Annotated in this window: 26 protein-coding genes; 5 read left to right on the forward strand and 21 right to left on the reverse strand. The window is 58.0% G+C overall.

Features of this window, described 5'->3' with window-relative positions; genetic code table 11:
* The 14 genes from PMI22_RS30560 to PMI22_RS15060 form a co-directional block, all read right to left on the reverse strand.
* On the reverse strand, positions 1-434 hold a 434-nt coding region (locus PMI22_RS30560; protein WP_274517758.1), incomplete at its 3' end, for a YbgF trimerization domain-containing protein.
* A 6-nt stretch (positions 435-440) separates the two neighbouring features.
* Entirely contained in the window at positions 441-938 is a 498-nt protein-coding gene (gene pal, locus PMI22_RS15115) for a peptidoglycan-associated lipoprotein Pal (protein ID WP_007945836.1), read from the reverse strand.
* Between the two features lie 52 nt (positions 939-990).
* Positions 991-2,271 (reverse strand): Tol-Pal system beta propeller repeat protein TolB, encoded by a 1,281-nt coding sequence (tolB, locus tag PMI22_RS15110; RefSeq protein WP_405046846.1) that lies wholly within the window; start codon positions 2,269-2,271, stop codon positions 991-993.
* 17 nt (positions 2,272-2,288) lie between these two features.
* The gene (tolA, locus tag PMI22_RS15105; RefSeq protein ID WP_007945838.1) at positions 2,289-3,368 is read right to left on the reverse strand and encodes a cell envelope integrity protein TolA; all 1,080 of its coding nucleotides are present in this window, start codon (positions 3,366-3,368) and stop codon (positions 2,289-2,291) included.
* Positions 3,368-3,820: a protein TolR gene (tolR, locus tag PMI22_RS15100; RefSeq protein WP_161807482.1), complete on the reverse strand. Its 453-nt coding sequence runs from the start codon at positions 3,818-3,820 to the stop codon at positions 3,368-3,370. Before tolR ends, tolA begins: the two co-directional genes overlap by 1 nt.
* Before the next feature lie 23 nt (positions 3,821-3,843).
* On the reverse strand, positions 3,844-4,539 hold the full coding sequence (tolQ, locus tag PMI22_RS15095) for a protein TolQ (RefSeq protein WP_007945840.1): 696 nt from the start codon (positions 4,537-4,539) through the stop codon (positions 3,844-3,846).
* Positions 4,529-4,996 (reverse strand): tol-pal system-associated acyl-CoA thioesterase, encoded by a 468-nt coding sequence (gene ybgC, locus PMI22_RS15090; protein ID WP_007945841.1) that lies wholly within the window; start codon positions 4,994-4,996, stop codon positions 4,529-4,531. The genes tolQ and ybgC overlap by 11 nt, the downstream gene beginning before the upstream one ends.
* A 127-nt stretch (positions 4,997-5,123) precedes the next feature.
* Positions 5,124-6,185 carry a Holliday junction branch migration DNA helicase RuvB gene (gene ruvB, locus PMI22_RS15085; protein ID WP_007945842.1) on the reverse strand — a complete coding sequence of 354 codons (1,062 nt, stop codon included), beginning with the start codon at positions 6,183-6,185 and terminating at the stop codon, positions 5,124-5,126.
* Positions 6,186-6,803, reverse strand: a complete 618-nt coding sequence (ruvA, locus tag PMI22_RS15080) for a Holliday junction branch migration protein RuvA (protein WP_007945843.1) — start codon at positions 6,801-6,803, stop codon at positions 6,186-6,188.
* Between the two features lie 115 nt (positions 6,804-6,918).
* Positions 6,919-7,443 carry a crossover junction endodeoxyribonuclease RuvC gene (gene ruvC / locus PMI22_RS15075; RefSeq protein ID WP_007945844.1) on the reverse strand — a complete coding sequence of 175 codons (525 nt, stop codon included), beginning with the start codon at positions 7,441-7,443 and terminating at the stop codon, positions 6,919-6,921.
* Between the two features lie 83 nt (positions 7,444-7,526).
* On the reverse strand, positions 7,527-8,273 hold the full coding sequence (locus tag PMI22_RS15070; protein WP_007945845.1) for a YebC/PmpR family DNA-binding transcriptional regulator: 747 nt from the start codon (positions 8,271-8,273) through the stop codon (positions 7,527-7,529).
* A 117-nt stretch (positions 8,274-8,390) separates the two neighbouring features.
* Complete coding sequence (aspS, locus tag PMI22_RS15065) at positions 8,391-10,166, reverse strand: aspartate--tRNA ligase (RefSeq protein WP_007945846.1); 1,776 nt, start codon at positions 10,164-10,166, stop codon at positions 8,391-8,393.
* A gap of 118 nt (positions 10,167-10,284) precedes the next feature.
* A complete protein-coding gene (locus PMI22_RS0129410) occupies positions 10,285-10,506 on the reverse strand; it encodes an FmdB family zinc ribbon protein (protein WP_010457489.1) in 222 nt (73 codons plus the stop codon).
* A 136-nt stretch (positions 10,507-10,642) separates the two neighbouring features.
* Positions 10,643-10,981 carry a ribbon-helix-helix domain-containing protein gene (locus tag PMI22_RS15060; RefSeq protein WP_007945848.1) on the reverse strand — a complete coding sequence of 113 codons (339 nt, stop codon included), beginning with the start codon at positions 10,979-10,981 and terminating at the stop codon, positions 10,643-10,645.
* 513 nt (positions 10,982-11,494) lie between these two features.
* Between PMI22_RS15060 and PMI22_RS32265 the strand changes: the two genes are divergently transcribed.
* Positions 11,495-12,097, forward strand: a complete 603-nt coding sequence (locus PMI22_RS32265; protein ID WP_007945849.1) for a cold-shock protein — start codon at positions 11,495-11,497, stop codon at positions 12,095-12,097.
* A 73-nt stretch (positions 12,098-12,170) separates the two neighbouring features.
* Here the strand turns inward: PMI22_RS32265 and PMI22_RS15050 are convergent, their stop codons facing one another.
* Together PMI22_RS15050 and PMI22_RS15045 are read right to left on the reverse strand one after the other, a co-directional pair.
* The gene (locus PMI22_RS15050) at positions 12,171-12,377 is read right to left on the reverse strand and encodes a SlyX family protein (protein WP_007945850.1); all 207 of its coding nucleotides are present in this window, start codon (positions 12,375-12,377) and stop codon (positions 12,171-12,173) included.
* A gap of 3 nt (positions 12,378-12,380) precedes the next feature.
* Positions 12,381-12,806 (reverse strand): HIT family protein, encoded by a 426-nt coding sequence (locus PMI22_RS15045; protein ID WP_007945852.1) that lies wholly within the window; start codon positions 12,804-12,806, stop codon positions 12,381-12,383.
* Between the two features lie 874 nt (positions 12,807-13,680).
* Here PMI22_RS15045 and PMI22_RS15040 point away from each other — a divergent pair.
* A complete protein-coding gene (locus tag PMI22_RS15040) occupies positions 13,681-15,009 on the forward strand; it encodes an OprD family porin (protein WP_007945855.1) in 1,329 nt (442 codons plus the stop codon).
* A gap of 140 nt (positions 15,010-15,149) precedes the next feature.
* Here PMI22_RS15040 and PMI22_RS15035 read toward each other — a convergent pair whose 3' ends face one another.
* Both PMI22_RS15035 and PMI22_RS15030 read right to left on the reverse strand, forming a co-directional pair.
* The gene (locus PMI22_RS15035; RefSeq protein ID WP_007945856.1) at positions 15,150-15,992 is read right to left on the reverse strand and encodes a mechanosensitive ion channel family protein; all 843 of its coding nucleotides are present in this window, start codon (positions 15,990-15,992) and stop codon (positions 15,150-15,152) included.
* 140 nt (positions 15,993-16,132) lie between these two features.
* On the reverse strand, positions 16,133-16,618 hold the full coding sequence (locus PMI22_RS15030; RefSeq protein WP_007906601.1) for a YajQ family cyclic di-GMP-binding protein: 486 nt from the start codon (positions 16,616-16,618) through the stop codon (positions 16,133-16,135).
* A gap of 140 nt (positions 16,619-16,758) precedes the next feature.
* On the opposite strand from PMI22_RS15030, the gene PMI22_RS15025 reads away from it, so the two are divergent.
* The 3 genes from PMI22_RS15025 to PMI22_RS15015 are packed head-to-tail and all read left to right on the forward strand — an operon-like array spanning position 16,759 to position 20,346.
* Entirely contained in the window at positions 16,759-17,676 is a 918-nt protein-coding gene (locus tag PMI22_RS15025) for a putative 2-dehydropantoate 2-reductase (protein ID WP_007945857.1), read from the forward strand.
* A gap of 45 nt (positions 17,677-17,721) precedes the next feature.
* Entirely contained in the window at positions 17,722-19,758 is a 2,037-nt protein-coding gene (locus tag PMI22_RS15020; protein WP_007945858.1) for a sensor histidine kinase, read from the forward strand.
* Positions 19,759-19,761: 3 nt separating this feature from the next.
* Entirely contained in the window at positions 19,762-20,346 is a 585-nt protein-coding gene (locus tag PMI22_RS15015) for a cob(I)yrinic acid a,c-diamide adenosyltransferase (protein ID WP_007945859.1), read from the forward strand.
* Positions 20,347-20,453: 107 nt separating this feature from the next.
* Here the strand turns inward: PMI22_RS15015 and PMI22_RS15010 are convergent, their stop codons facing one another.
* The 3 genes from PMI22_RS15010 to argJ all read right to left on the reverse strand — a co-directional run bounded on the left by PMI22_RS15010 (position 20,454) and on the right by argJ (position 23,611).
* Positions 20,454-21,398, reverse strand: a complete 945-nt coding sequence (locus tag PMI22_RS15010; RefSeq protein ID WP_007945860.1) for a Nudix family hydrolase — start codon at positions 21,396-21,398, stop codon at positions 20,454-20,456.
* Entirely contained in the window at positions 21,395-22,027 is a 633-nt protein-coding gene (locus tag PMI22_RS15005) for a glutathione S-transferase family protein (protein WP_007945861.1), read from the reverse strand. Before PMI22_RS15005 ends, PMI22_RS15010 begins: the two co-directional genes overlap by 4 nt.
* Positions 22,028-22,393: 366 nt before the next feature.
* On the reverse strand, positions 22,394-23,611 hold the full coding sequence (gene argJ, locus PMI22_RS15000) for a bifunctional glutamate N-acetyltransferase/amino-acid acetyltransferase ArgJ (protein WP_007945862.1): 1,218 nt from the start codon (positions 23,609-23,611) through the stop codon (positions 22,394-22,396).
* Positions 23,612-23,681: the final 70 nt, after the last annotated feature.

Below are 23,681 nucleotides of genomic sequence, written 5' to 3' on the forward strand. Positions count from 1 at the left end.
GCGCCAGCCGCTCCCGCACTTGCGCCAGCAGCTGCTGCACCGGGGGCGTTCAAATCACCACCGGTGGAAGAATTTTCAGGAGTCGCGGCAGGTGCAACGCCGGTTCCTATGCGCCGATCAAGATCCTGATATCGCTCCAGGTTCTCTTGCTTCATGCGCGCTACATCATTTTGCAGAACTTCGATCACACCCTGTTGGCGTGAGATCTGCTCCTGCATGGATTGCAGTTGGTTGAACAGCTCGCCCTGTGCCGAGACAGGGGTCGAAACCCCTCCCCCGGCATAGGCGCCGTTCGTACCGTAACCCGCAGGCGGATAACTGCTCCCGCTATTGTTATAACCGGAGTTGTTATCGACCACAGGAACCGCAGCCCACACCGCAAGCGGTGCGAGACTGAGAGCCAAGACAGTTACAGCACGACGGCACGTTCGCATGACGAATTACTTACGCAGTTCGACGCGACGGTTTTGAGCCCAGGACTGCTCGTCGTTGCCGGTAGCAACTGGACGCTCTTCGCCGTAGGAAACCAGTTCCAGCTGAGCTGGGGAAACACCTTGCAGTACCAGGTAGCGTTGAACGGCTTTCGCACGACGCTCGCCCAGTGCCATGTTGTACTCACGAGTACCACGTTCGTCGGTGTTGCCTTCCAGAACAACGCGAGCGCCGTTTGCTTTCAGGTCTTTCGCGTGAACGTCCAGAGCGCGCATGGCTTCTGGCTTCAGGTCCGAACTGTCGTATTCGAAGTAGAAGATGGTGATTGCGCGCAGAGCAGCTTCTTCGCTCAGGGAACCATCAACGGCACCAGTGTTTGCGCCGTAACCAGCGTTTGGATCTACTGCGCCTTCACCGGCATTGTCGCCGCCTTTGGACGAGCAACCTACAGCTACAGCCATGGCCAGGGCCAGCGCAGCAAATTTACCAAACTTCAGCATTTCCATCGTGAAACTCCTAATGAACCCCAATGTGTTAAGTACAACGTGTAGCGCCGCGTCAGTTCAGGTAAGGGGACCAGGAAGGTTCTCTGACTTCGCCTTGTGCGGTAGGAAGCGGGAGCCTTACGCGTCCATTAATGGACACGAGCATCAAGACTCCCCGGCCCTGCTGGCGGGTGGCGTAGATTACCATGGTGCCGTTGGGCGCGACAGTAGGCGACTCGTCCAGAGTGCTATCAGTGAGTATCTTTACACTACCGCGCTGCAAATCCTGGGCCGCCACCTTGAAATTGGTGAAGCCATCCTGGCGGTGAATCATCACCAGGGTCTTTTCATCAGCCGAAAGTTTAGGGTTGGCGTTGTAGTTACCCACGAAGGTCACACGTTCCGCACCGCCACCACCGACGCTGGTTTTGTAGATCTGTGGCTTGCCGCCACGGTCGGAGGTGAAGTAGATGGTCGAACCATCCTTACCCCAGAACGGTTCGGTGTTGATGCCCGGACCGTTGGTGACGCGACTGATCTGACGCGAGCCCAGGTTCATCACGTAGATGTCCGGGTTGCCGTCCTTGGACAATACGAAGGCCAGGCGATTGCCATCCGGTGACCAGGCTGGAGCGCCGTTCAGGCCTTCGAAGTTGGTGATCTGCTCACGGCGACCGGTGTCGATGTTCTGCACGAAAATGCGTGGACGCTTCTGCTCGAACGACACATAGGCGATGCGCTTGCCATCCGGTGCAAAACGCGGCGACAGAATCGGCTCGCGCGATTGCAGCAGGGTCACGGCGCGGGCGCCGTCATAATCCGAACGTTGCAGCGTGTAGCGCGTGTTCTTCTCGGAGAAACGTTCGGCCGTCACGTACAACAGACGCGTCGAGAACGCACCTTTGATACCGGTCAGCTTTTCAAACGACTGGTCGGCGATGTAGTGCGACATGTCGCGCAGTTGCTCAGTACTGCCCGACACGCTGCCGGTCAGCACTTGCTGCTCGGTGGCGACGTTGAACAGAGCGTACTGCACCTGCAGGCGACCGCCTGCCGGGACAATGCTGCCAACCATGATGTACTGGGCGCCAACGGCCTTCCAGTCACGGAAAATGATCTCGCTGGCCTGGCTCGGCAGGCTGATCATGTTCTGCTTTGGAATCGGCGAGTAGTAACCTGAGTTGCGCAGGTCGTTACCGATGATTTCGGCCATGTCGTCCGGCAGCACGGCACCGCCCTGGAACGCGAACGGAACGACGGCGATCGGGGTCGCCCGATCACTGCCGCTGGTAACCAGAATGTTTTTCTCATCTGCCATCGCCATCCCTGCCAGGCAGCAGATAGCGACAAGCATTCCTCGAAGAAGGTTTCTCACGGGGCTAAATCCTCAGGCGTGAATGTCATCTTGAATGAACGATACGGAGCGAAATCGCTCGGCTTCATTCCCTGCATTTCTATCAAACGTCCAATATTCTTGACCGCCGCTACAGCGGATGCGTCAAACGGACCATCACCGCTGGACTTGGCCACGTTGACCGAAGTCACCGTACCATCCGGCAACATGCCGATTTGCAGCACGACTGTCATACCTTTGCGTGCCGAAGGTGGACGAGCCCAGCCTTCCGCCGCACGAAGACGAATCAGATCATCGAAGCTGCCGGCGACTTCGTCACCCTGTTCATCCGCCAAGGCCTGCTGGCGCTGCGGCGTGTCGGAAAGCAAATCGGCCAAGGCCTGAGCCTTTTTGTCTTCGGTCGATTTACGGGCCGCATCCTGCGATTTTTTCTTCGCAGCATCGGCAGCAGCTTTCTTCTTCGCGTCTTCGGCGACTTTCTTCTTCGCCTCTTCAGCTTCAGCTTTTTTCTTGGCGTCTTCGGCGGCTTTCTTCTTCGCGTCTTCGACGATTTTCTTCTTCGCTTCTTCAGCGGCCGCTTTCTTGGCCTCTTCTTCAGCAGCTTTCTTGGCTTCTTCTTCGGCTTTCTTCTTGGCTATATCAGCCAATTGTTTCTCTTCGGCCTTTTTGGCTTCGGCGGTCTTCTTCGCTTCATCGGCTTTCTTGGCTTCATCAGCCTTTTTCGCCTCATCAGCTTTCTTCGACTCGTCGGCCTTCTTGGCTTCCTCGGCCTTTTGAGCTGCCTCTTCTTTCTTTTGTTCCGCTGCCTTCACCGCTTCCTGCTCGACCTTCTTCTGTTCCAACTGTTCGAGTTCGGTTTGACGCGCAGCAGTTTTCTGCGCCTCACCCGCAATCTTCTGATTGGTCTGGGTGGTCGCCCGACTTTTCGATTTCAGCTGGTACAGCGTCGCCTGGACAATCGGCTTGGCCGGCGGCAACTCAGGTGTCATGGAAAAACTCACAAACAGCATGCCGAACACCAGCAGGTGCAAGCCAATCGCCCAGACACTAGGCCAGAAGTAGCTTTCCGAGGCTGTTGGCTCTCGTTGTTGCTGCATCAGGGCGCCTCGGTAATCAAGCCAACATTACCGACGCCGGCCTTCTGCAACCCGCCCATGGCGCCCATGACCGAACCGTAGTCGACGGTCTTGTCGCCGCGAATGAACACCTGAGTGCGCTTGCCGCCTTCCGTGCCGGCACGAATGATCTTGGTCACCGCGTCAGTCATCTGCGGCAAGGTCATGGCCTTGTCCTGCTGCTTTTCGGTGTCGACTTCGCTGCCAAGGTTCCAGTAGTAGGTCTTGTCAGCCTTGATCGAAATGGTCAGGACCTGAGTGTTGTTGTCCTGCGGCAAGGCTTCGCTGGAAACCTTGGGCAGATCAACTTTCACGCCCTGATTGAGCATCGGCGCGGTCACCATGAAGATGACCAGCAGTACCAGCATCACGTCGATGTAAGGCACTACGTTCATCTCGGCAACCGGCTTGCGCTTTTTGCGAGCTCGAGCGATTAAAGCCATTGGAAATTACCTGCTTATTCTTCGCTGGTGTGCACTTTGCGGTGCAGGATCGCCTGGAATTCATCGGCGAAGGTGTAGTAACGGCCCAGCAGGGTTTCGCTGCGAGCGGCAAAACGGTTGTAAGCGATTACGGCCGGGATGGCGGCGAACAGACCGATCGCGGTCGCAATCAGTGCTTCGGCAATACCAGGGGCCACAGTGGCCAGGGTCGCTTGCTGGGCAGATGCCAGACCACGGAAGGAGTTCATGATGCCCCAGACCGTACCGAACAGACCGATGTACGGGCTGACGGAACCGACGGTGGCGAGGAACGGCAAGCTCTGCTCAAGCTTTTCTTCTTCGCGGGAAATGGCAACGCGCATGGCGCGGGCCACACCTTCCATGACCGCTTCCGGATCAACGCCTGGCTGCTGGCGCAGACGGGAGAATTCCTTGAAACCGGCACGGAAAATCTGCTCGACGCCCGAGTCCGGATCAGGGTTGCTGCCGGCCTGACGGTAGAGTTTGGACAGGTCGATACCCGACCAGAAGCGCTCTTCAAAGCTCTCCAGGGCACGTCGACCGGCGCGCAGCAGATTGCTGCGCTGAAAGATCATGATCCATGAGGTGACCGATGCGGCTACCAGGATCAGCATTACCAGTTGCACCACGATACTGGCATTGCTGACCAGGCTCCACATGGAGGTATGGTCGACGACGTTAGCTTCCACGCTTAATCTCCTGCTTTGAGTGTGTACCCGCGCCGCTCACGTCGGCAAAGGCCGCACGTAGAGCTTCGGGAATGGCCCGGGGTTTTAAACTTTCAGTGCGCACACAGGCCACCAAAAACTGCCCTTCGCAGAGCAGCACATTATCCGTAGCCCGCCTGACCTGCTGTTTGAAGCGCAGGCTGACACGGTTCAATTCGATTACTTCAGCGCTTACCAGAAGCTCGTCGTCCAGTCGCGCCGGCGCGTGGTAACGCGCTTCGCTGGAATGCACGACAAACAACAGGTCCTCCCCTGCCAGCGCCGATTGGGCAAAGCCCAGATCTCGGAGCCTTTCGGTTCGAGCCCGTTCCATAAACTTGAGGTAATTGACGTAATACACGATGCCGCCCGCATCGGTGTCCTCGTAATAAACGCGACAACGATGTACGAACGGCTCAAGCCCGTTTTGCGCGCGCATACTCTAGTGCTTACTCCTCAGGTTGCCAATCCGGCCAGGCAACTGTTTTTCATTGATCTGCGGCTTTACGGCCAAAGTACGGTCCTGGGACCGCACAAACGCCGAATATATCAGTGCGCAAAGATTATTAATCGTCCACGGCATCAAGGAACTCGTCTACGACGGGCATTTCGCCCATTCGTGACGGAATGTTTAAACCGAAGTGCAAGTACGCATGCCGGGTCACCACACGCCCCCGGGGGGTGCGCATGATGTAGCCCTGCTGGATCAGGTAAGGCTCCAGCACATCTTCAATGGTGTGGCGTTCTTCACTGATCGCGGCGGCCAGGCTGTCCACCCCGACCGGACCACCGTCGAACTTCTCGATCATGGTCAACAGCAGACGCCGGTCCTGGTGGTCGAAACCACGCTCGTCGACGTCCAGCAGGTTCAACGCAAGGTCGGCAATCGGCTTGGTAATGTGCCCCTTGGCGCGCACCTCGGCGAAATCGCGTACCCGACGCAACAGACGGTTGGCGATCCGTGGCGTACCGCGGGCACGCCGGGCGATTTCAAAGGCACCTTCCGGGTCCAGCGGCAAACCAAGAATGCTCGCCGAACGGCTGACAATCGTGGCGAGATCAGCAGTGCTGTAGAACTCCAGGCGCTGAACGATCCCGAAGCGATCACGCAAGGGATTGGTCAACATACCGGCACGGGTGGTTGCACCGACGAGGGTGAAAGGCGGCAGATCAAGCTTGATCGAACGCGCGGCCGGCCCTTCACCAATCATGATGTCGAGCTGGAAATCTTCCATGGCCGGGTACAGCACTTCCTCGACGATCGGTGACAGACGATGGATTTCGTCGATGAATAGCACGTCATGGGGCTCAAGGTTGGTCAACAGCGCCGCCAGGTCCCCCGGACGCTCAAGCACCGGCCCCGATGTGCTCTTGATCGACACCCCCATTTCCTGGGCGATAATGTTCGCCAAGGTGGTTTTCCCCAGGCCCGGCGGACCGAAGATCAGCGTGTGATCCAGCGACTCGTTACGCCCACGGGCGGCCTGGATGAACAACTCCATTTGCTCGCGAACCGTCGGCTGGCCGATGTATTCGGCCAGGCTGACAGGACGAATCGCCCGATCCTGGACTTCCTCGCGATCACGAGGACCGGGCGCGGCGGTAATCAGACGATCAGCTTCAATCACTTAAATCATTCCCTTCAGGGCACGACGAATCATGTCTTCACTGCTCAAACCTTTCTCCTTGATCGCAGAAATCGCCTTGCTGGCCTCCTGTGGCTTGTAACCCAGGGAGATCAGCGCGCTGACCGCGTCATTCTCGGCGGTGGCGACTGGCGCCGGCGCGTCAGGTCCACCTGGCTGGTTTGGCACCAGGGCGAACATCGCTGGTACGGTTTCCCAGGCTTTGAAGCGGTCCTTGAGTTCCACCAACAAACGTTCGGCGGTTTTTTTGCCCACGCCTGGCACCTTGGTCAGCGCCGAGGTGTCTTGGGACTGCACGCAACGTACCAGTTCATCGACTTCCAGACTCGACATCAACGCCAGCGCCAATTTCGGCCCTACGCCGTTGAGACGGATCAACTCGCGGAAAAAGTCTCGCTCACGCTTGCCGAAGAAACCATAGAGTAACTGCGCGTCTTCGCGTACGACCAAGTGGGTGTGCAAGGTCAGCGGTTGACCGACCGACGGCAAGCGATACAGCGTGGTCATGGGCACTTCCAGCTCATACCCCAGACCGTTTACATCCAGAATCAGGTGCGGCGGCTGTTTTTCAGCCAGTGTGCCGCGCAAGCGTCCAATCACGTTTCAGATCCTTGAGCGTTGGCCAGATCAATGCCTGGCGACGAATAGAACAAGAGCTCGCGTCGACGACACAGACACGAAAACCCTCATTCCATAAAAATGACTGCTGATGCTATCAGAGACGCAAGCGCCCGCCACGACTGCGTGCCGTCCCCAGGCCATGGGGCAACAAACTGGAACGGGTGTGAGCATGGCAGATGGCAATGGCCAGAGCATCTGAGGCGTCAATTTGCGGTTTGCTGGTCAATTTCAGCATGTGCATGACCATCATCTGCACCTGTTCTTTATTCGCTGCGCCAGTGCCGGTCACTGCCTGCTTGACCTGGGTTGCGGTGTACTCGGCGATTTCCAGGCTTTCTTCGGCACCGGCAACGATTGCAGCACCGCGGGCCTGACCCAGTTTCAACGCGGAGTCGGCATTGCGCGCCATGAACACCTTTTCGATGCCCATGGTGACCGGACCATAAGTCTGGATGATTTCACGCACGCCGCGATAAACGATTTGCAGACGCTCATGCAATTCTCCCGAGCCCGTGCGAATGCAGCCCGACGCCACGTACACACAGCCACGCCCGGTATCGCGCACCACGCCATAGCCGGTAATACGCGAACCGGGGTCGATACCAAGAATTAAAGTCATAACGCCTGCGGGTTAGGTAAGAGCACTTCAATACAGCCAATAACCAATGTGGGAGCTACTCCCACACTTGATCTTAGTCACCCTTAACCGAGCTGTGCAGCCACCGACTCTGGTATATCGGCATTGGAATAGACGTTCTGCACGTCATCCAGGTCTTCGAGCATATCGATCAGCTTGAGCACCTTCTCGGCGCCTTCCAGGTCCAGTTCGGCGCTGGTGGTCGGCAGCATGACGATTTCTGCGTCGTCACCCTTGAAACCGGCCGCTTCCAGCGCATTGCGAACAGAGTAGAAGCCCGCGAAAGAAGTGAACACGTCAATCGAGCCATCTTCGTGGGTGACCACGTCATCGGCGTCGGCTTCCATAGCCGCTTCTATCAAAGCGTCTTCATCAATGCCTGGCGCGAAGGAAATCTGCCCTTTGCGCTCGAAAAGATAGGCCACGGAACCGTCGGTGCCGAGGTTGCCGCCACATTTGCTGAACGCATGGCGAACAGCGGCGGCTGTGCGGTTACGGTTGTCGGTCATGCACTCGACCATCACCGCCACACCACCCGGGCCATAGCCTTCGTAGCTCAACTCGACCATGTCGTCGGTGTCGGCAGCACCGGCGCCGCGTGCGACCGCGCGATCAATGATGTCGCGACTCATGTTCGCGCCAAGGGCTTTGTCGAGCGCCAGACGCAGGCGCGGGTTGGAGCCCGGATCCCCGCCGCCCTGACGGGCAGCAACGGTCAGTTCACGAATCCACTTGGTGAAAATCTTGCCCTTCTTGGCATCCTGACGTTCTTTGCGGTGCTTGATGTTCGCCCACTTGGAATGACCCGCCATAACTCGCTCCGAATTCTCTTTGAAACATTGCCCGCCACACACAGTGTCGGCCAGCAACCAATAAATCTCGACCTAAAGAAAAGGCGCACCCAAAAGGATGCGCCTTTGCGGTCAGCCTTACTCAGCCTTTGGCGTTTCGCGCAGACGAATGTGCAGTTCGCGCAGTGCCTTGGCGTCCACCTGACCCGGTGCCTGCGTCATGACATCTGCCGCGCTCTGGGTTTTCGGGAAGGCGATCACTTCACGGATCGACTGGGCGCCGGTCATCAGCATCACCAGACGGTCCAGACCGAAGGCCAGACCACCGTGCGGCGGTGCGCCGTATTTCAGGGCGTCGAGCAGGAAGCCGAATTTCTCTTCCTGTTCCGCTTCGTTGATACCCAGCAGGCGGAATACGGTCTGCTGCATTTCCTTGCGGTGGATACGGATCGAACCGCCACCCAGTTCGGTGCCGTTCAGGACCATGTCGTAGGCACGGGACAGAGCGGTCGCCGGGTTGGCTTCCAGTTCTTCCGGGGTGCACTTCGGCGCAGTGAACGGGTGGTGCAAGGCGCTGAAGCTGCCGTCGTCGTTCTCTTCGAACATCGGGAAGTCGACGACCCACATTGGCGCCCACTTGCAGGTCAGCAAGTCCAGGTCGTTACCTACCTTGATCCGCAGCGCGCCCAGGGCTTCGCTAACGATCTTGGCTTTGTCGGCACCGAAGAACACGATGTCGCCGTCAACCGCACCAACACGATCGAGGATCACATTGAGGTTGGCTTCAGGAATGTTCTTGACGATCGGCGATTGCAGACCTTCAACGCCTTTGGCGCGCTCGTTGACCTTGATGTACGCCAGGCCCTTGGCACCGTAGATGCCGACGAACTTGGTGTAGTCGTCGATCTGCTTGCGAGGCATGCTCGCCGCGCCTGGAACGCGCAAAGCGGCAATACGGCATTTCGGGTCGTTGGCCGGGCCGCTGAATACCTTGAAGTCGACTTCTTTCAGTTGGTCGGCAACGTCAACCAGCTCCAGCGGGTTACGCAGGTCCGGTTTGTCGGAGCCGTAACGACGCATGGCTTCTTCGAAGGTCATGTGCGGGAACTCACCGAATTCCAGACCCAGCACTTCCTTGAACAGGTTGCGGATCATGCCTTCAGTCAGGCCCATGATGTCTTTTTCATCGAGGAAGCTGGTTTCGATGTCGATCTGAGTGAATTCAGGCTGACGGTCGGCCCGCAGGTCTTCGTCGCGGAAGCACTTGGCGATCTGGTAGTAACGGTCGAATCCGGCCACCATCAGCAGTTGCTTGAACAGCTGCGGCGATTGCGGCAAGGCGAAGAACGAACCGGCGTGAGTACGGCTCGGCACCAGGTAGTCGCGGGCACCTTCAGGGGTGGCACGGGTCAGAATCGGCGTCTCGACGTCGAGGAAGCCGTTTTCGTCCAGGTAGCGACGGATGCTGGTGGTCATGCGCGAACGCAGACGCAGCTTCTCGGCCATTTCCGGGCGACGCAGGTCAAGGAAGCGATAGCGCAGGCGGGTTTCTTCGCCGACGTCGGAGAACTCGTTCAGCGGGAACGGCGGGGTTTCCGATTCGTTCAGCACTTCCAGTTCGTAGCCGAGGACTTCGATCATGCCCGACGCCATGTTGGCGTTGGTGGCACCGGCCGGACGCAGGCGCACCTTGCCGGTGATCTTCACGACGAACTCGCTGCGCACGCGATCGGCGGCGGCGAAGGATTCAGCGCGGTCCGGGTCGAACACCACCTGGGCCAGACCGTCACGATCACGGATATCGAGGAAAATCACCCCGCCGTGGTCACGGCGACGGTGAACCCAACCGCAAAGAGTAATTTCCTGGCCTTCCAGGCTTTCGTTCAGTTGGCCGCAATAATGGCTGCGCATCATGGTAGTGGTTTCACTTCTCGTAATCGAAATTCGGTTGGAGACCGGCACCCCCGGCCCTTAATAAAGGTTCCCGATGATGCAAGCGCTCACGCGTGTGGTTCAACTCAGGCCCTGAACCCTAGTCAGCCTTGTCGCCGCCGGCCAGGTTCTTCTTCGAGCCGGTCTTGAAATCGGTTTCGTACCAGCCAGTACCGCTAAGGCGGAAGCCTGGCATGGACAGCATCTTTTTAAGCTCTGGCGCCTGGCAGGCAGGGCAGTCGACCAGCGGTGCTGCGCTGATCTTTTGAATGGCTTCCAACTGATGACCACAGGAAGCACATTGATAGTCGTACATCGGCATGGGGGTTGTCTCGGCGATCAGATTGCTACCGCATTCGCTGGCTTTTGCGGCAAAGAGCGGGATTATATCCATTAAATGCAGCCTGTGCAGCCGTAAGACTGCACAGACTGACACTCAATCCCATACGCCGTTGCGACTAGGGCATTGCAATGCAGCCCCCTTCCTTAAGGCTGTGCACGACACAGACAACCCGCACCAGTCCGGTGAAGTTCTTGACCCCGCCGTGACGCAAATGCACTTCGCGGTCCACGTGGGACAGCAGCGCACTGACAGAACAGCAATTGACCTTGGCCATATCGCCCAAAATATCCCAGTAGACCTGTTCAAGCCGCAAACAGGTCGCAAAACCATTCAAGCGTACCGAGCGGGATAAAGGCCGGGCCAACCCCATATCAAATTCGCTGACGAACGGATCAACCCTTATATCCCTGGTCGTGACGAGACTCCCATCACCCAGCCTGTCTTCGTAAACCATATCGCTGACACTCCTTTGCCATCCTTGCCTTCTATAAGAGCTACATCTGTTGCCTTATAAAAGCGCAGGCGCAAAGGTATATCCAGATGACTTTATGACCATCCACGTAGGATAAGCCAACAGCTGAAGGAGGATCATGGAGACCGTCCTAGGCCGGCCATTTTCCTACGTGCGCAGGTGCGTTTTACTCGACGCAAAAGCGACTTGATGAAGTAAAACGCCAGAACGCAAATACACCCAAGGGCCTAACCGCCTCCTGCCCTCCCCCTGGATGCTGTTTGATCCTGCCGTCGGTGCCGGGCACGCCAACCTCATCCTCAGCACCGCCGGACTGCCTGATTTGAGTAGCCGCAGGCTTTGCTGTTAAATAGGCAGTGTGTCGCTACCGCCTATTTTTCCGGGGGCAGCGCATAGGCTGATACCGGGTACGTGTCCAACGCCTCTTATTGTTCTGAAGCGAACCGTGCTCCATCAGCTCTTCCTTGTGATCCGTCTTAATGCGAGTTAATCAAAATGTTGAAAATCGTCCACCTGCTAACGGGCGCAGCCGCCCTGCTGCTGTCCTTCATCCCCAGCCTGCGAGCTGAAGCGGTCCCTTACCTGCAACAACCCGATGCGCTGTACCTGGCGTTTTTCGGCCTGCTGAACCTCACCCTTGCTCCGGTTATCCCTTACTGGAACAAAGGCCCGCGCCATCAACTGCAAAACCTGGTCAGCGTGCTGCTGGTTCTGGCGGTCTTCCTGCAAGTTCTGACCTTGCTCGCACCGATGCCTGAAATCGCCGGTCAACCTGCCGTCCTCTTCAGCCTGCTAGCTGCCCTGTTCGCCGTTTTACTGCACCTGAGCATCAGCTTCTACAAATCTTCACCGGCCACCGCCTCGCCAAGCTATGACATGAGCAACCGCGATACTGGCACCGTCAAGTGGTTCAACACCTCCAAAGGCTTCGGCTTTATCTCCCGCGATTCCGGCGATGATATTTTCGTGCATTTCCGCGCCATTCGTGGCGAAGGTCACCGCGTTCTGGTCGAAGGCCAGCGTGTGGAGTTCTCCGTCATGAATCGTGACAAAGGCCTGCAAGCCGAAGATGTGATCGCCGCCCTGCCGCGTCGCTGATTCAAGGCAAAAAAAACCGCGAACAGCCTGGCTGTTCGCGGTTTTTTATTGCCTGCTTCTTTATCATAAAAAGTCAGTAATGCGGCGGTGGAGCCTCTTCTTCGAAGGTTTCGAATTGGCCGGCCATTTCCTCTTGTCGCTTGAGCAGTGCAGCCATTTGCAGCTGCAGGCGTTCAACCGCACGCTGCTGCGTCGCCAGCACATCACTCAATGACTGAAGTGCGTCATCCTGAAACGCCAACTGGCTCTCCAGATCGGTAACACGATCTTCCAGGCTCATGACTCAACCCTCCAGAAACGTAAAGTCTTCGGCTAATACCAGACGCAGTCGTTCGCGAATCGCTGCGATCTGCTCCGCTGCGTAGGGCGTGGCCGGCAGCTTGCCCCAGACCGGAGCAGGCCAGGCTGCATCGTCCCGCTTGCGCACAATCACATGCATGTGGAGCTGACTGACAACGTTACCCAACGCCGCGATGTTCAACTTGTCGGCATCGAACGAATCCTTCAGCGTTTCAGCCAACGCCGTTGTCTCCTGCCACAGCTGTTGCTGCTCGGCGACACTCAACTGAAATATCTCGCTGATATCGTCGCGACGAGGCACCAGGATGAACCAGGGGTAATTCGAGTCGTTGGACAACAGCAACCGACAGAGCGGGAAATCCCCGATCGGTAGTGTGTCTTGTTGAAGCCGTGGATCTAAAGCGAACACTGTGCGCACTCCCGCCGGGTTCTCATTTTTCAGCTTAGCGCCCCTTCCGAGGGACGGCGCACCAAGCGACAGGACAGCAGCATACCTGCGAACGGCACTGGCTTCACGAACAGACGCGCGCCCCGACATGAAGCATTTTTGCCGATACGCACCAATACAGAACCCATCATCAGACCAAAAACACCGAAATGACTGATTAACAACGAGGTGTTCGACTCGGACAAAAGACAGCACTGTATGAATTTCGTACAGTCATCAGAATTTTCTGCACCAAAACCGTACAGTGCGTCTACGCTGAGCGCGTCCGCATCCGCGATCTACTCACTTGCGGGGTGAACCGGTAACGTTTTTAATGGTCACGCCGTCGACCTGCATGCTGAGACACGACGCAAACCTTTGCGTCAAGCCGAATAAAACGCGCTTGAAACACCCGGTTTTATGAGGTTTTTACAGCGAGTAGCAGGCCAGAAGAAAAAAAGGCAACAAAGTGATGATTTGTGCACGTTTGTTGCATTCACACCCACATCGCCTTGAATACCTCCGCGGGATGTGGAAGGCTCAAGGCTAATAAAAACAGCGGCAGGGTTGCCCGATGGAGATTCAAACGTTGCACCAAGGGACTCTTTTTACCGAAGTTCAAGCCCTGGAAAACAACGCTAAAGTTGCCGGCCCGCTTGCATTGATGCTGTAAATTTGCGACATCTACCGACTTGTTTGCGACAGGGTCGTAAAGAAGCCGAAAGGATAGATACGCAAGTATCGCCAATAGAGTCGGCGTGATATAAGTTTGCGCCGACACAAAAAGAAAGAGCCGCCCAGATAATAAATCAGGTGGGACGGCAGTACTCTTCTAAAACCAAAGGAGCAAATCACGATGCGCGTGATGAAGTGGAGCATGATCGCACTGGCAGTTGCAGCAGCAGCCAGTACCCAGTTGGCTACGGCCGCACCTTTCGTAAGTGACCAGGCTGAAGCCAAGGGTTTTGTTGAAGACAGCTCGCTGAACTTGCTGGTTCGCAACTACTACTTCAACCGTGACCGCAAAGATGGCGCTACTGACCAAAAAGACTGGACCCAGGGCATCTGGGGTAACTACAGCTCCGGTTACACCCAGGGCCTGATCGGCGTAGGCGTTGATGCATTCGGTTACCTGGCAATCAAGCTGGATGGTACCGACGAAGAGGGCGGCACCGGCAACATGAGCCGCGACGCTGATGGCGAAGTCAATGACAGCCAAGGCAAAGCCGGCGGCGCCGTTAAAGTCCGCGTCTCCAAAACCGAGCTGAAATTCGGTGAAATGCAGCCAAGCACTGCTCCAGTGTTCGCTGTTGGCGGTTCCCGTATCCTTCCTCAAACTGCCACCGGTTTCCAACTGCAGAGCAGCGAAATCAACAACCTTGACCTGGAAGGCGGTCACTTCTACTCGGCGTCCAGCCAGGACAGAAACGCTAGTGACGGCGGCCTGTGGGCTACCTACGCTGGCGTAGAAGCCAACACCATCGATTACGCCGGCGGCAAATGGGGCGTCACCGATGCTCTGAGCCTTTCGCTCTACGGCGCCCAGCTCGATAACATCTGGAACCAGTACTACGCCAACGCGAACTACACCCTCGCACTGGGTGGCACTCAGTCCCTGAACTTCGACGGTAACATCTACAACACTCAGGACACCGGTAACGCTAACGCAGGCGAAATCAGCAACACCACCTACTCGCTGGCCGCTGCTTACTCGTTCCTGAATGCGCACACCATCACCCTGGCCTTCCAGAAGGTTAACGGTGATGAACCGTTCGACTACATCGGCGTGGGCAAGAACAACCGCGGTGGCGACTCGATTTTCCTCGCCAACTCCATTCAGTACTCCGACTTTAACGGTCCTGGCGAGAAATCGGCACAAGCCCGTTACGACCTGAAAATGGCTGAGTACGGCGTTCCTGGTCTGAGCTTCATGACCCGTTACGTGTACGGTAAGGACATCGACGGCACCAACACTCCAGCGGGCAGCGCCTACGCTGGTCTGTACGGCGCAGACGGCAAACACCACGAAACCAACCTGGAAGTCAAATACGTCATCCAAAACGGCCCAGCCAAAGATCTGTCCTTCCGTATTCGTCAAGCATGGCACTCCGCCAATGCTGACCAAGGCGAAGGCGATATCAATGAGTTCCGCCTGATCACCGACTACCCGCTCAACATTCTGTAATTGCAGAAAGTCAGCACCCGGTAATCAAAGAAAGGCCCATCTTCGGATGGGCCTTTTTTGTTGGCTGCAACATTGCGCTCAAACAATCCGATCCGTTCAGAACATGCCGGACTTAACAGTCAGACATGATCAAAAAACAATCACTGCACCGCAGATTCCTGCACTACGCGAATAACCCGCTGCGGGAACGGGATGTCAATACCGGCAGTTTTCAAACGATCACGGGACTGTTCGTTGAACATGAACATCACATCCCAATAGTCGGCGGTTTTTACCCAGACTCGAAGCGAAAGAGTGATCGAACTGTCTCCCAAAGTAGAAACCACAGCCTGAGGTGCCGGATCTGCCAATACACGCGGATCTTTGGCCAGTTCCAGCAAAACTTCACGGGCCTTCTGCAAGTCCGCTTCGTAATCCACACCCACGTCAAATACTACTTTGCGCGTTGGTTGACGATTGGTATTGGTGATGATGCCATTCGACAAGTTGCCGTTGGGTACGATGATCGTTTTGTTGTCGCCGGTGCGCAGTACCGTGTGGAAGATCTGAATGCTGTCGACTGTGCCAGCAACACCTTGGGCTTCGATCCAGTCACCAATACGAAACGGACGGAACAACAGAATCAACACGCCGCCGGCGAAGTTTGCCAGGCTGCCCTGCAAGGCCAGACCGATGGCCAGACCCGCCGCACCGATAGCCGCGACGAACGACGTGGTTTCCACGCCGATCATCGACGCTACGCTGACGATCAGCAAAACCTTGAGAATGATGTTCGCCAGGCTGCTGATGAACCCTTGCAGCGCAAGGTCGGCGTTACGCAACGCCAACAGACCACCGAGCTTTTGCGTCACTTTGTTAATCAGCCACCAGCCGACCGCCAGGGTGATCACGGCCAGCAGTACACGACTGCCATATTCCATGATCATCGGGATCCAGGCCTGGGACATCTTGACCAGGTTGTTTACCTCAGCATTTAAGTCCATCTACGTTCTCCTTGATTTTCCGGTTATCCGGCACACAAAAAATAAAGCGACAGAAAAAGCGAGCCGTCTCCGGCCCGATCGTTTCTGCCGCTGCTTGGGCCTCGGACGCCGAAAGCGCCGAGAGGTTCCCGCGTCAGGTGTCAGTCGCGGAAGTTATTGAACTGAAGCGGCATATCGAAGGTCTTGGCGCGCAGGGCCGCGATGGCTTCCTGCAAATCGTCACGCTTCTTGCCGGTAATGCGCACTTGCTCGCCCTGAATGGCGGCCTGGACCTTGAGCTTGGCGTCTTTGACGTGAGCGACGATTTTCTTCGCCAGCTCTTTGTCGATGCCTTCCTTGAGGACCGCTTCCTGCTTCATCAGCTTGCCCGACGCGTAGGCATCCTTGACTTCAAGGCACTGCACGTCGATTTTGCGCTTGACCAGCGCCAGCTTGAGGATCTCGATCATCGCTTCAAGCTGGAAATCGGCTTCAGCGGTCAGGTTGACGGTCAGGTCCTTTTCCTTGAACTCGAAAGTACCCTTGCCCTTCAGGTCATAACGACGATCGAGTTCCTTGACGGCGTTTTCGACCGCGTTGGTGACTTCGTGTTTGTCCAGTTCGGATACCACGTCGAACGACGGCATGTAATCTCTCCAATAAAAAGGCGCACTCGATAGCGATGGCGCGCGCTTGGCTTGCGGTTAAAATCGGGCTCATTATAACGGGTCTTTTCCAACCCATACTGCGAGCCTCACATGCCTGCCGTAAACCGAGTAAAAAGCTGATGTCGACCCCTTGGCATGTTCTAGGTGCCGGCAGCCTCGGCACGTTGTGGGCCACGCGTCTGGCGCGGGCCGGTTTGCCGGTCAGGCTGATCGTTCGCAATGAGCAACGCTTGCGGGCCTATCAGACGGCGGGTGGGCTTACGCTGGTGGAACAGGGCGATGCCACTACTTATGACATTCCCGGCCAGACACCGCACAGCCATGAACCGATCAGTCGCCTGCTGGTGGCCTGCAAGGCCTACGACGCCGAGAAAGCCGTCGCGCAACTGGCGCCACGCCTGACGCCCGACGCTGAATTGGTCCTGTTGCAGAACGGCCTCGGCAGCCAGGACGCGGTCGCGGCGCAAGTGCCACAGGCACGTTGTGTGAGTGCATCAAGTACTGAAGGTGCGTTTCGCGATGGCGACTGGCGTGTGGTGTTCGCAGGTCACGGTTACACCTGGCTGGGGGACGCCGGCCATCCGGTTGCGCCGATCTGGCTGGATGACCTGACCGCCGCCGGGATTCCCCATGAATGGAGCACCGACATCCTCACACGGCTGTGGCGCAAGCTGGCGCTCAACTGTGCAATCAATCCATTGACCGTCCTGCACAATTGCCGCAATGGCGGATTGCAGGAGCACCAGTGCGAAGTCGCGACCCTCTGCGATGAATTGACCGAGTTGCTGGGGCGTTGTGGTCAGCCCGCGGCGGCAGAAAACCTGCAACAGGAAGTCGAAAGGGTGATCCACGCCACGGCGGCCAATTACTCCTCGATGTACCAGGATGTCGCGAATCAACGTCGCACCGAAATCTCCTACCTGTTGGGTTATGTCTGCAAAGTAGCTACGCGGCACCAACTGAACCTGCCCCACCTCCATCAATTACAGCAACGGCTGATCGGCCATCTGCACAGCCTTGGATTGCCCGGCGACTGAGCAGCGGCTACGCTGGCCACTTGTTCCTTTTCAGCGACGAACCTGATGCCATTGCGCCAGCGCCTCGAAAACCTCCCCGTCGGCCAAAAGTTGCTGGCCGCCCTGCTGGTGCTGTTGATCACCATACTGCTGGTCGCCAATCTGACGTTCATCAGTGCGTCGTATTACATCTCCCAGGAAAGCATGGCCCCCCAGGCCTTGCAGACCATTGGCCGACTGGTGTCCAACCCCGGCATGGTGGCCGATGCCTTAAAGTCGCCACAAAACGCGGAACGTTTGCTCAACGAACTCGACAGCTACTCACCCCTTCGTGCGGCAGCCCTTTATGACGGCAAGGGCGAACGGCTGGCGCAGTTGCAGCATGGCGACAAACTGAGCCTGCCGAGGCACTTTCAGCAAATTGAAGCCTGGCAAGCGACCGAGTTTCGCAGCAATCAACTGATCACCCTGCCCCGTCCCGGCACAGAGCCCGGCCATTTACTGCTGGTGGCCAGCAGCGAGCTGCCGATGGCGTTCTACACCGGCACCCTGACTGCCAGCCTGGGCATTCTGATCTTCAGCGTGCTGTTGTGGCTGGTGATCGCCCGGCAAATCAAACGCCTGATCACGCGCCCGATCCATGAGCTCGAAGAACTGTCCCGGCAAGTGACCCGCGAGGAGAATTACGCGCTGCGGGCCTCCCGTGGCAACCACGACGAAATCGGCAGCCTCGCCGAGGCGTTCAACACCATGCTCTCGCGAATCGAAGCCCGGGAGCAGCAACTCAAGCGCGCCCGAGATGACTCCCAGGCGGCTTACGACCAGGCTCAAGGCCTGGCCGAAGAAACCCGCCATACCAATCGCAAGCTGGAACTCGAAGTCCAGGTGCGCAGCAAAATTGAAAAGAAACTCACCGGTTTCCAGAACTACCTCAACAGCATCATCGACTCCATGCCGTCGGCGCTGATCGCCCTCGACGAACAGCTCTACGTGACCCAGTGGAATCAGGAGGCCAGCGCCCTGTCCGGCACGCGTCTGGACGAGGCCCTGAACCAGCCGATCTTCCTCGCCTTCGAACCGCTGAAGCCGTTTCTGCCACAGCTCAAGCAAACCGTCGAGCAGCACACCGTGGCCAAGATCGAGCGCGTGACCTGGTTCAAGGATGATGAGCCCAAACACTACGCCCTGACCTTTTACCCGCTGATGGGCGGTGCCGGGCGCGGCGTGGTGATCCGGATCGACGACATCACTCAGCGGCTGTCCCTGGAAGAAATGATGGTGCAGTCGGAAAAAATGCTCTCGGTCGGTGGCCTCGCCGCCGGCATGGCCCACGAAATCAATAACCCGTTGGGCGCGATCCTGCATAACGTGCAGAACATTCGCCGACGACTGTCACCCGATCTGCCGAAGAACATGGAGCAAGCCGAACAGATCGGTATCGAACTGGAAACGGTCAATCGCTACCTGCAAGTGCGCGAAGTGCCGAAATTGCTGGATGGCATCCAGCAGGCGGGGGCCCGCGCGGCGAAGATTGTCACGCACATGCTCAGCTTCAGCCGCCGCAGCACCCGGCAAATGGCCCCCTGTGATCTGCCGGCACTGATCGATCAAGCGGTGGAAATCGCCGGTAACGACTTTGACCTCGCGATCGGTTTCGACTTCAAGGGACAGGCGATCAATCGCCAGTTCGATCCGGATCTGGGTCCGGTGCCTGGCACGGCCAACGAATTGGAACAAGTGCTGCTCAACCTGTTGAAGAACGCGGCCCAGGCCATTCACCAGCGTGAGGACGACAGCGAACCGGGGCGGATCATTTTGCGGACCCGACTGAATCCGCCATGGGCGGAAATCCAGGTCGAGGACAATGGCATCGGCATGAGCGAAAACGTGCGCAAACGTACGTTCGAACCGTTCTTCACCACCAAGGAAATCGGCCAGGGCACTGGCTTGGGCCTGTCGGTCTCCTATTTCATCATCACCAACAATCACAAGGGCCAGATGGAAGTGCAGTCGACACCGGGCCAAGGCACCTGCTTCACCTTGCGTCTGCCCCTGTCGGGTACGCAGGTCGTTGCTCAAGAACTCAATCAGCTATCGAGGTAACCCATGGGCTTTCGCTTGTCGAAGATTTACACCCGCACTGGCGACAAAGGCGAAACCGGGCTCGGAGATGGCCGCCGAGTGCCCAAGGACCACCCGCGGATCGAGGCCATTGGCGAAGTCGATTCGCTGAACAGTCAGGTCGGTGTACTGCTGGCTGGCCTGGCCGCAGAAAGCGTCACGTATCCGGGGTTGAACGAGGTAATCGAGGTTTTGGCGCCTTGCCAGCACCGGTTGTTCGACCTCGGCGGAGAGCTGGCTATGCCGGTGTACCAGGCGCTGGACGCGGCGGAAATCGAACGACTGGAGGCGGCGATTGATCAGTGGAATGAAGAGTTGGGGCCCCTGGAGAATTTCATTCTGCCGGGCGGTTCAGCGCTGATCGCTCAGGCCCATGTGTGCAGAAGCCTGGCGCGCAGCGCAGAGCGACGGTGCCAGCAGTTGAATGCGATCGAGCCGCTGGCCGGGGTTGGATTGGCGTATATCAATCGGTTGTCGGATCTGTTGTTTGTGGTGGCGCGGGTGATTGCCAAGCGGCAGGGGGTTGCCGAAATTTTGTGGCAAGCGGCCGCAAAACCTAAGGCTTTATGATCGTTCCCACACTCCGCGTGGGATGCAGCAAGGGACGCTCCGCGTCCCAAAAGCGGACGCAGAGCGTCCAGGGATACATTCCCACGCGGAGCGTGGGAACGATCAGGTCAGGCCTCAGGCCAGAACGCCCGAATCCCCGCCACACCTTGCGCCCCGGCTTCCCAGGCTTGTTGCCGCTCTGCCGGCCCAACACCGCCCAACAGGAACACCGGCTTGCTGAAGCCTTCGATCAACACCGAAGCCTGCTCCCAACCCAACGGCTGCGCATCCGGATGTGTCTGGGTCTTTTGCACCGGTGACAGGGTCACAAAGTCCACGCCCATCTGTTCGGCCAACGCCAGTTCTTCAGCGTTATGACACGAGGCTGCCAACCAGCGCGACGCTGGCAGTGGTCGACCCGCCGCCGCGTACTTGCGCAACTGGGCCGAGGTGATGTGCCAACCCGCGGACGGAAAATCGCCGAGCCATTCGAACGGCCCCTTGATCATCAGCTGCGCCTTGCCGGCACATAGCCCCGCCGCGTCCACCGCCAGGTCGCGATACTTGGGATCGTAGCCGTTGGGCGCCCGCAGCTGGATCAGTTTGATCCCGCCCGCGATGGCTTTCTGGATACCGCGCAACAAAGCCGGGGTTTCCAGGTCTTCCGGGGTAATCAAATATTCGGCCGGCAAGCGTGCGGCGGCGACGATGGGTTGATTGGCCGCCGGGAACTCATAGATCAACAGATCGCGCGGCGACACCCACTCCAACGGCTGACCTTCGGCGCCATGGGGTTCGCCGGTAAAGGTCGAGACTTCCCAGACGTCCAGCAATACGTGCTTGTCCGGGTAGTCGTGATGAACCTTGATCAGCGGTCGCGCGGCGCTGACCACAATACCCAGCTCTTCCTGAAGCTCACGGGTCAGCGCGGTTTCGACGGACTCGTTGTCCTCGACCTTGCCACCGGGAAACTCCCACAAACCACCCTGGTGCTGAGTGTCGGCACGGCGCGCAATAAGGATCTTGCCGCTGTGATCACGGATAACGGCGGCGGCTACGTGGACTCGTTTCACTGCCCAACCTCCTCCAGTCCTGCTTTCTGCCAGGCTTTGAAAGCCGGCCATTGGTAAATCGTTTCGACGTAGGCCTCGTCCGCTACCGGCAATTTCACCTGATAGGTGCGCAGGCGTACGGCAATCGGTGCGAAGTAAGCATCAGCCAGGGTCGCACCACCGAACAGGAATGGCCCGGTGTCGGTCGCCGCCTCGCGGCATTCAGCCCACAACGCCAGCATGCGCTGGATCTCGGCCTGAACATCATCAGGTATCTGCAACAGCGGTGCATCGCGACTCAGGTCGAACGGCATGTTGCCGCGCATGGCAAAGAACCCGGCGTGCATCTGGGCACAGGCCGAACGCGCTTGTGCACGGGCGGCAGTGTTTTTTGGCCAGAGACCTGCCTCGGGAAATTGCTCGGCCAGGTACTCGGCTATCGCCAGGGAGTCGGCGATGGTGCCGTGTTCAGTTTTCAGCAGCGGGACTTTGCCAGTTGGCGAATGTTTGAGCAGGCGTTCGCGGGTGTCGGGCTGACCCAGTTTGATCAGTTCTTCGGTGTAAGCAGCACCGGTCAGGTCGAGTGCCAGAGCACCGCGCAGAGACCAGGAGGAATGCAGTTTGTCGCCGATGATCAGGTGGAGGCTCATGTTCGGGGCCTTTTTGATGAGGGGCACGGACCAGAAACTTCAGTGTCTTGTCGTCCGTCATCGCGGGCAAGCCCTAATGCCGGTCAGTTAAGCCATAACGCGTTCTGTAGCAGCTGGCGAAGCCTGCGTCGGCCGGTCCGCGCTCGGGCGCAGCAGTCGTAAAACCGGAGTTTGCGGTCTACCTGAAACACCGCATCGTCTGATGTCACGACTGCTGCGCAGCCGAACGCAGGCTTCGCCAGCTGCTACAACAATTGCGTTACCGCAGAAATTGCTTAACTGATCGGCATTAGGGCAAGCCCGCTCCCACAGAGTTAGCGCAGATCCTGTGGGAGCGGGCTTGCCCGCGATTGGGGCGACTCAGTCTTAAGTACGGTACTCGGCGTTGATCTTCACGTACTCGTGGGACAAATCGGTGGTCCAGATGGTTTCGCTGCAAGCGCCGCGACCCAATTCGATACGGATGGTGATCTCTTCCTGCTGCATCACTGCAGCGCCCTGGGCTTCGGTGTACGTCGCGGCGCGCGCGCCTTGGCTGGCAATGCACACCTCGCCGAGGAACACGTCGATCTTGCTCACGTCCAGGTTCGGTACGCCGGCACGGCCAACGGCGGCCAGAATGCGCCCCCAGTTCGGGTCGGAAGCAAACAAGGCCGTCTTGATCAGCGGCGAATGCGCCACGGTGTAGCCTACGTCGAGGCATTCCTGGTGATTGCCGCCGCCGTTGACTTCAACAGTGACGAACTTGGTGGCGCCTTCGCCGTCGCGAACGATGGCCTGGGCCACGTCCATGCACACCTCGAAAACCGCTTGCTTCAACTTGGCAAACAACTCGCCTTCGGCACGAGTGATTTCCGGCAGCGCAGCCTGACCGGTGGCGATCAGCATGCAGCAGTCGTTGGTCGAGGTGTCGCCATCGATGGTGATGCGGTTGAACGATTTGTTGGCACCGTCCAGCAGCAGGTTTTGCAGCACGTCGCGGGAGACTTTGGCGTCGGTGGCAATGTAGCCGAGCATGGTCGCCATGTTCGGACGGATCATGCCCGCGCCCTTGCTGATGCCGGTGACGGTGATGGTCACGCCGTCATGCTGAAACTGGCGGCTGGCACCCTTTGGCAGGGTGTCGGTGGTCATGATGCCGGTAGCGGCAGCTTCCCAATTGTGGATCGACAGGTCGTCGAGGGCTGCTTGCAGCGCGCCTTCGATTTTCTCGACCGGCAGCGGCTCGCCGATCACACCCGTGGAATACGGCAGCACCAGGCTGGCATCAACGCCCGTCAGCTCGGCCAGTTTGGCGCACGTACGCTCGGCGGCGGCCAGGCCCGGTTCGCCGGTGCCGGCGTTGGCATTGCCGGTGTTGGTCAACAAGTAACGCACCGGGCCTTGCACACGTTGCTTGGCCAGGATCACAGGCGCGGCGCAAAAGGCGTTGAGCGTGAAAACGCCAGCGACAGTGGAGCCTTCGGCGCAACGCATGACTACGACATCCTTGCGCCCCGGGCGCTTGATGCCGGCCGAGGCGATACCGAGTTCAAAACCGGCAACCGGGTGCAACGTTGGCAAAGGACCAAGACCAACAGCCATGAATGCGCTCCTTAAAAAATGTAGTCATCACCGTCATACGATGGACGGCGGTGTTAAATGGCAAAACGCC

The sequence above is a fragment of the Pseudomonas sp. GM21 genome (genome assembly GCF_000282215.1).
Lineage (GTDB): Bacteria > Pseudomonadota > Gammaproteobacteria > Pseudomonadales > Pseudomonadaceae > Aquipseudomonas.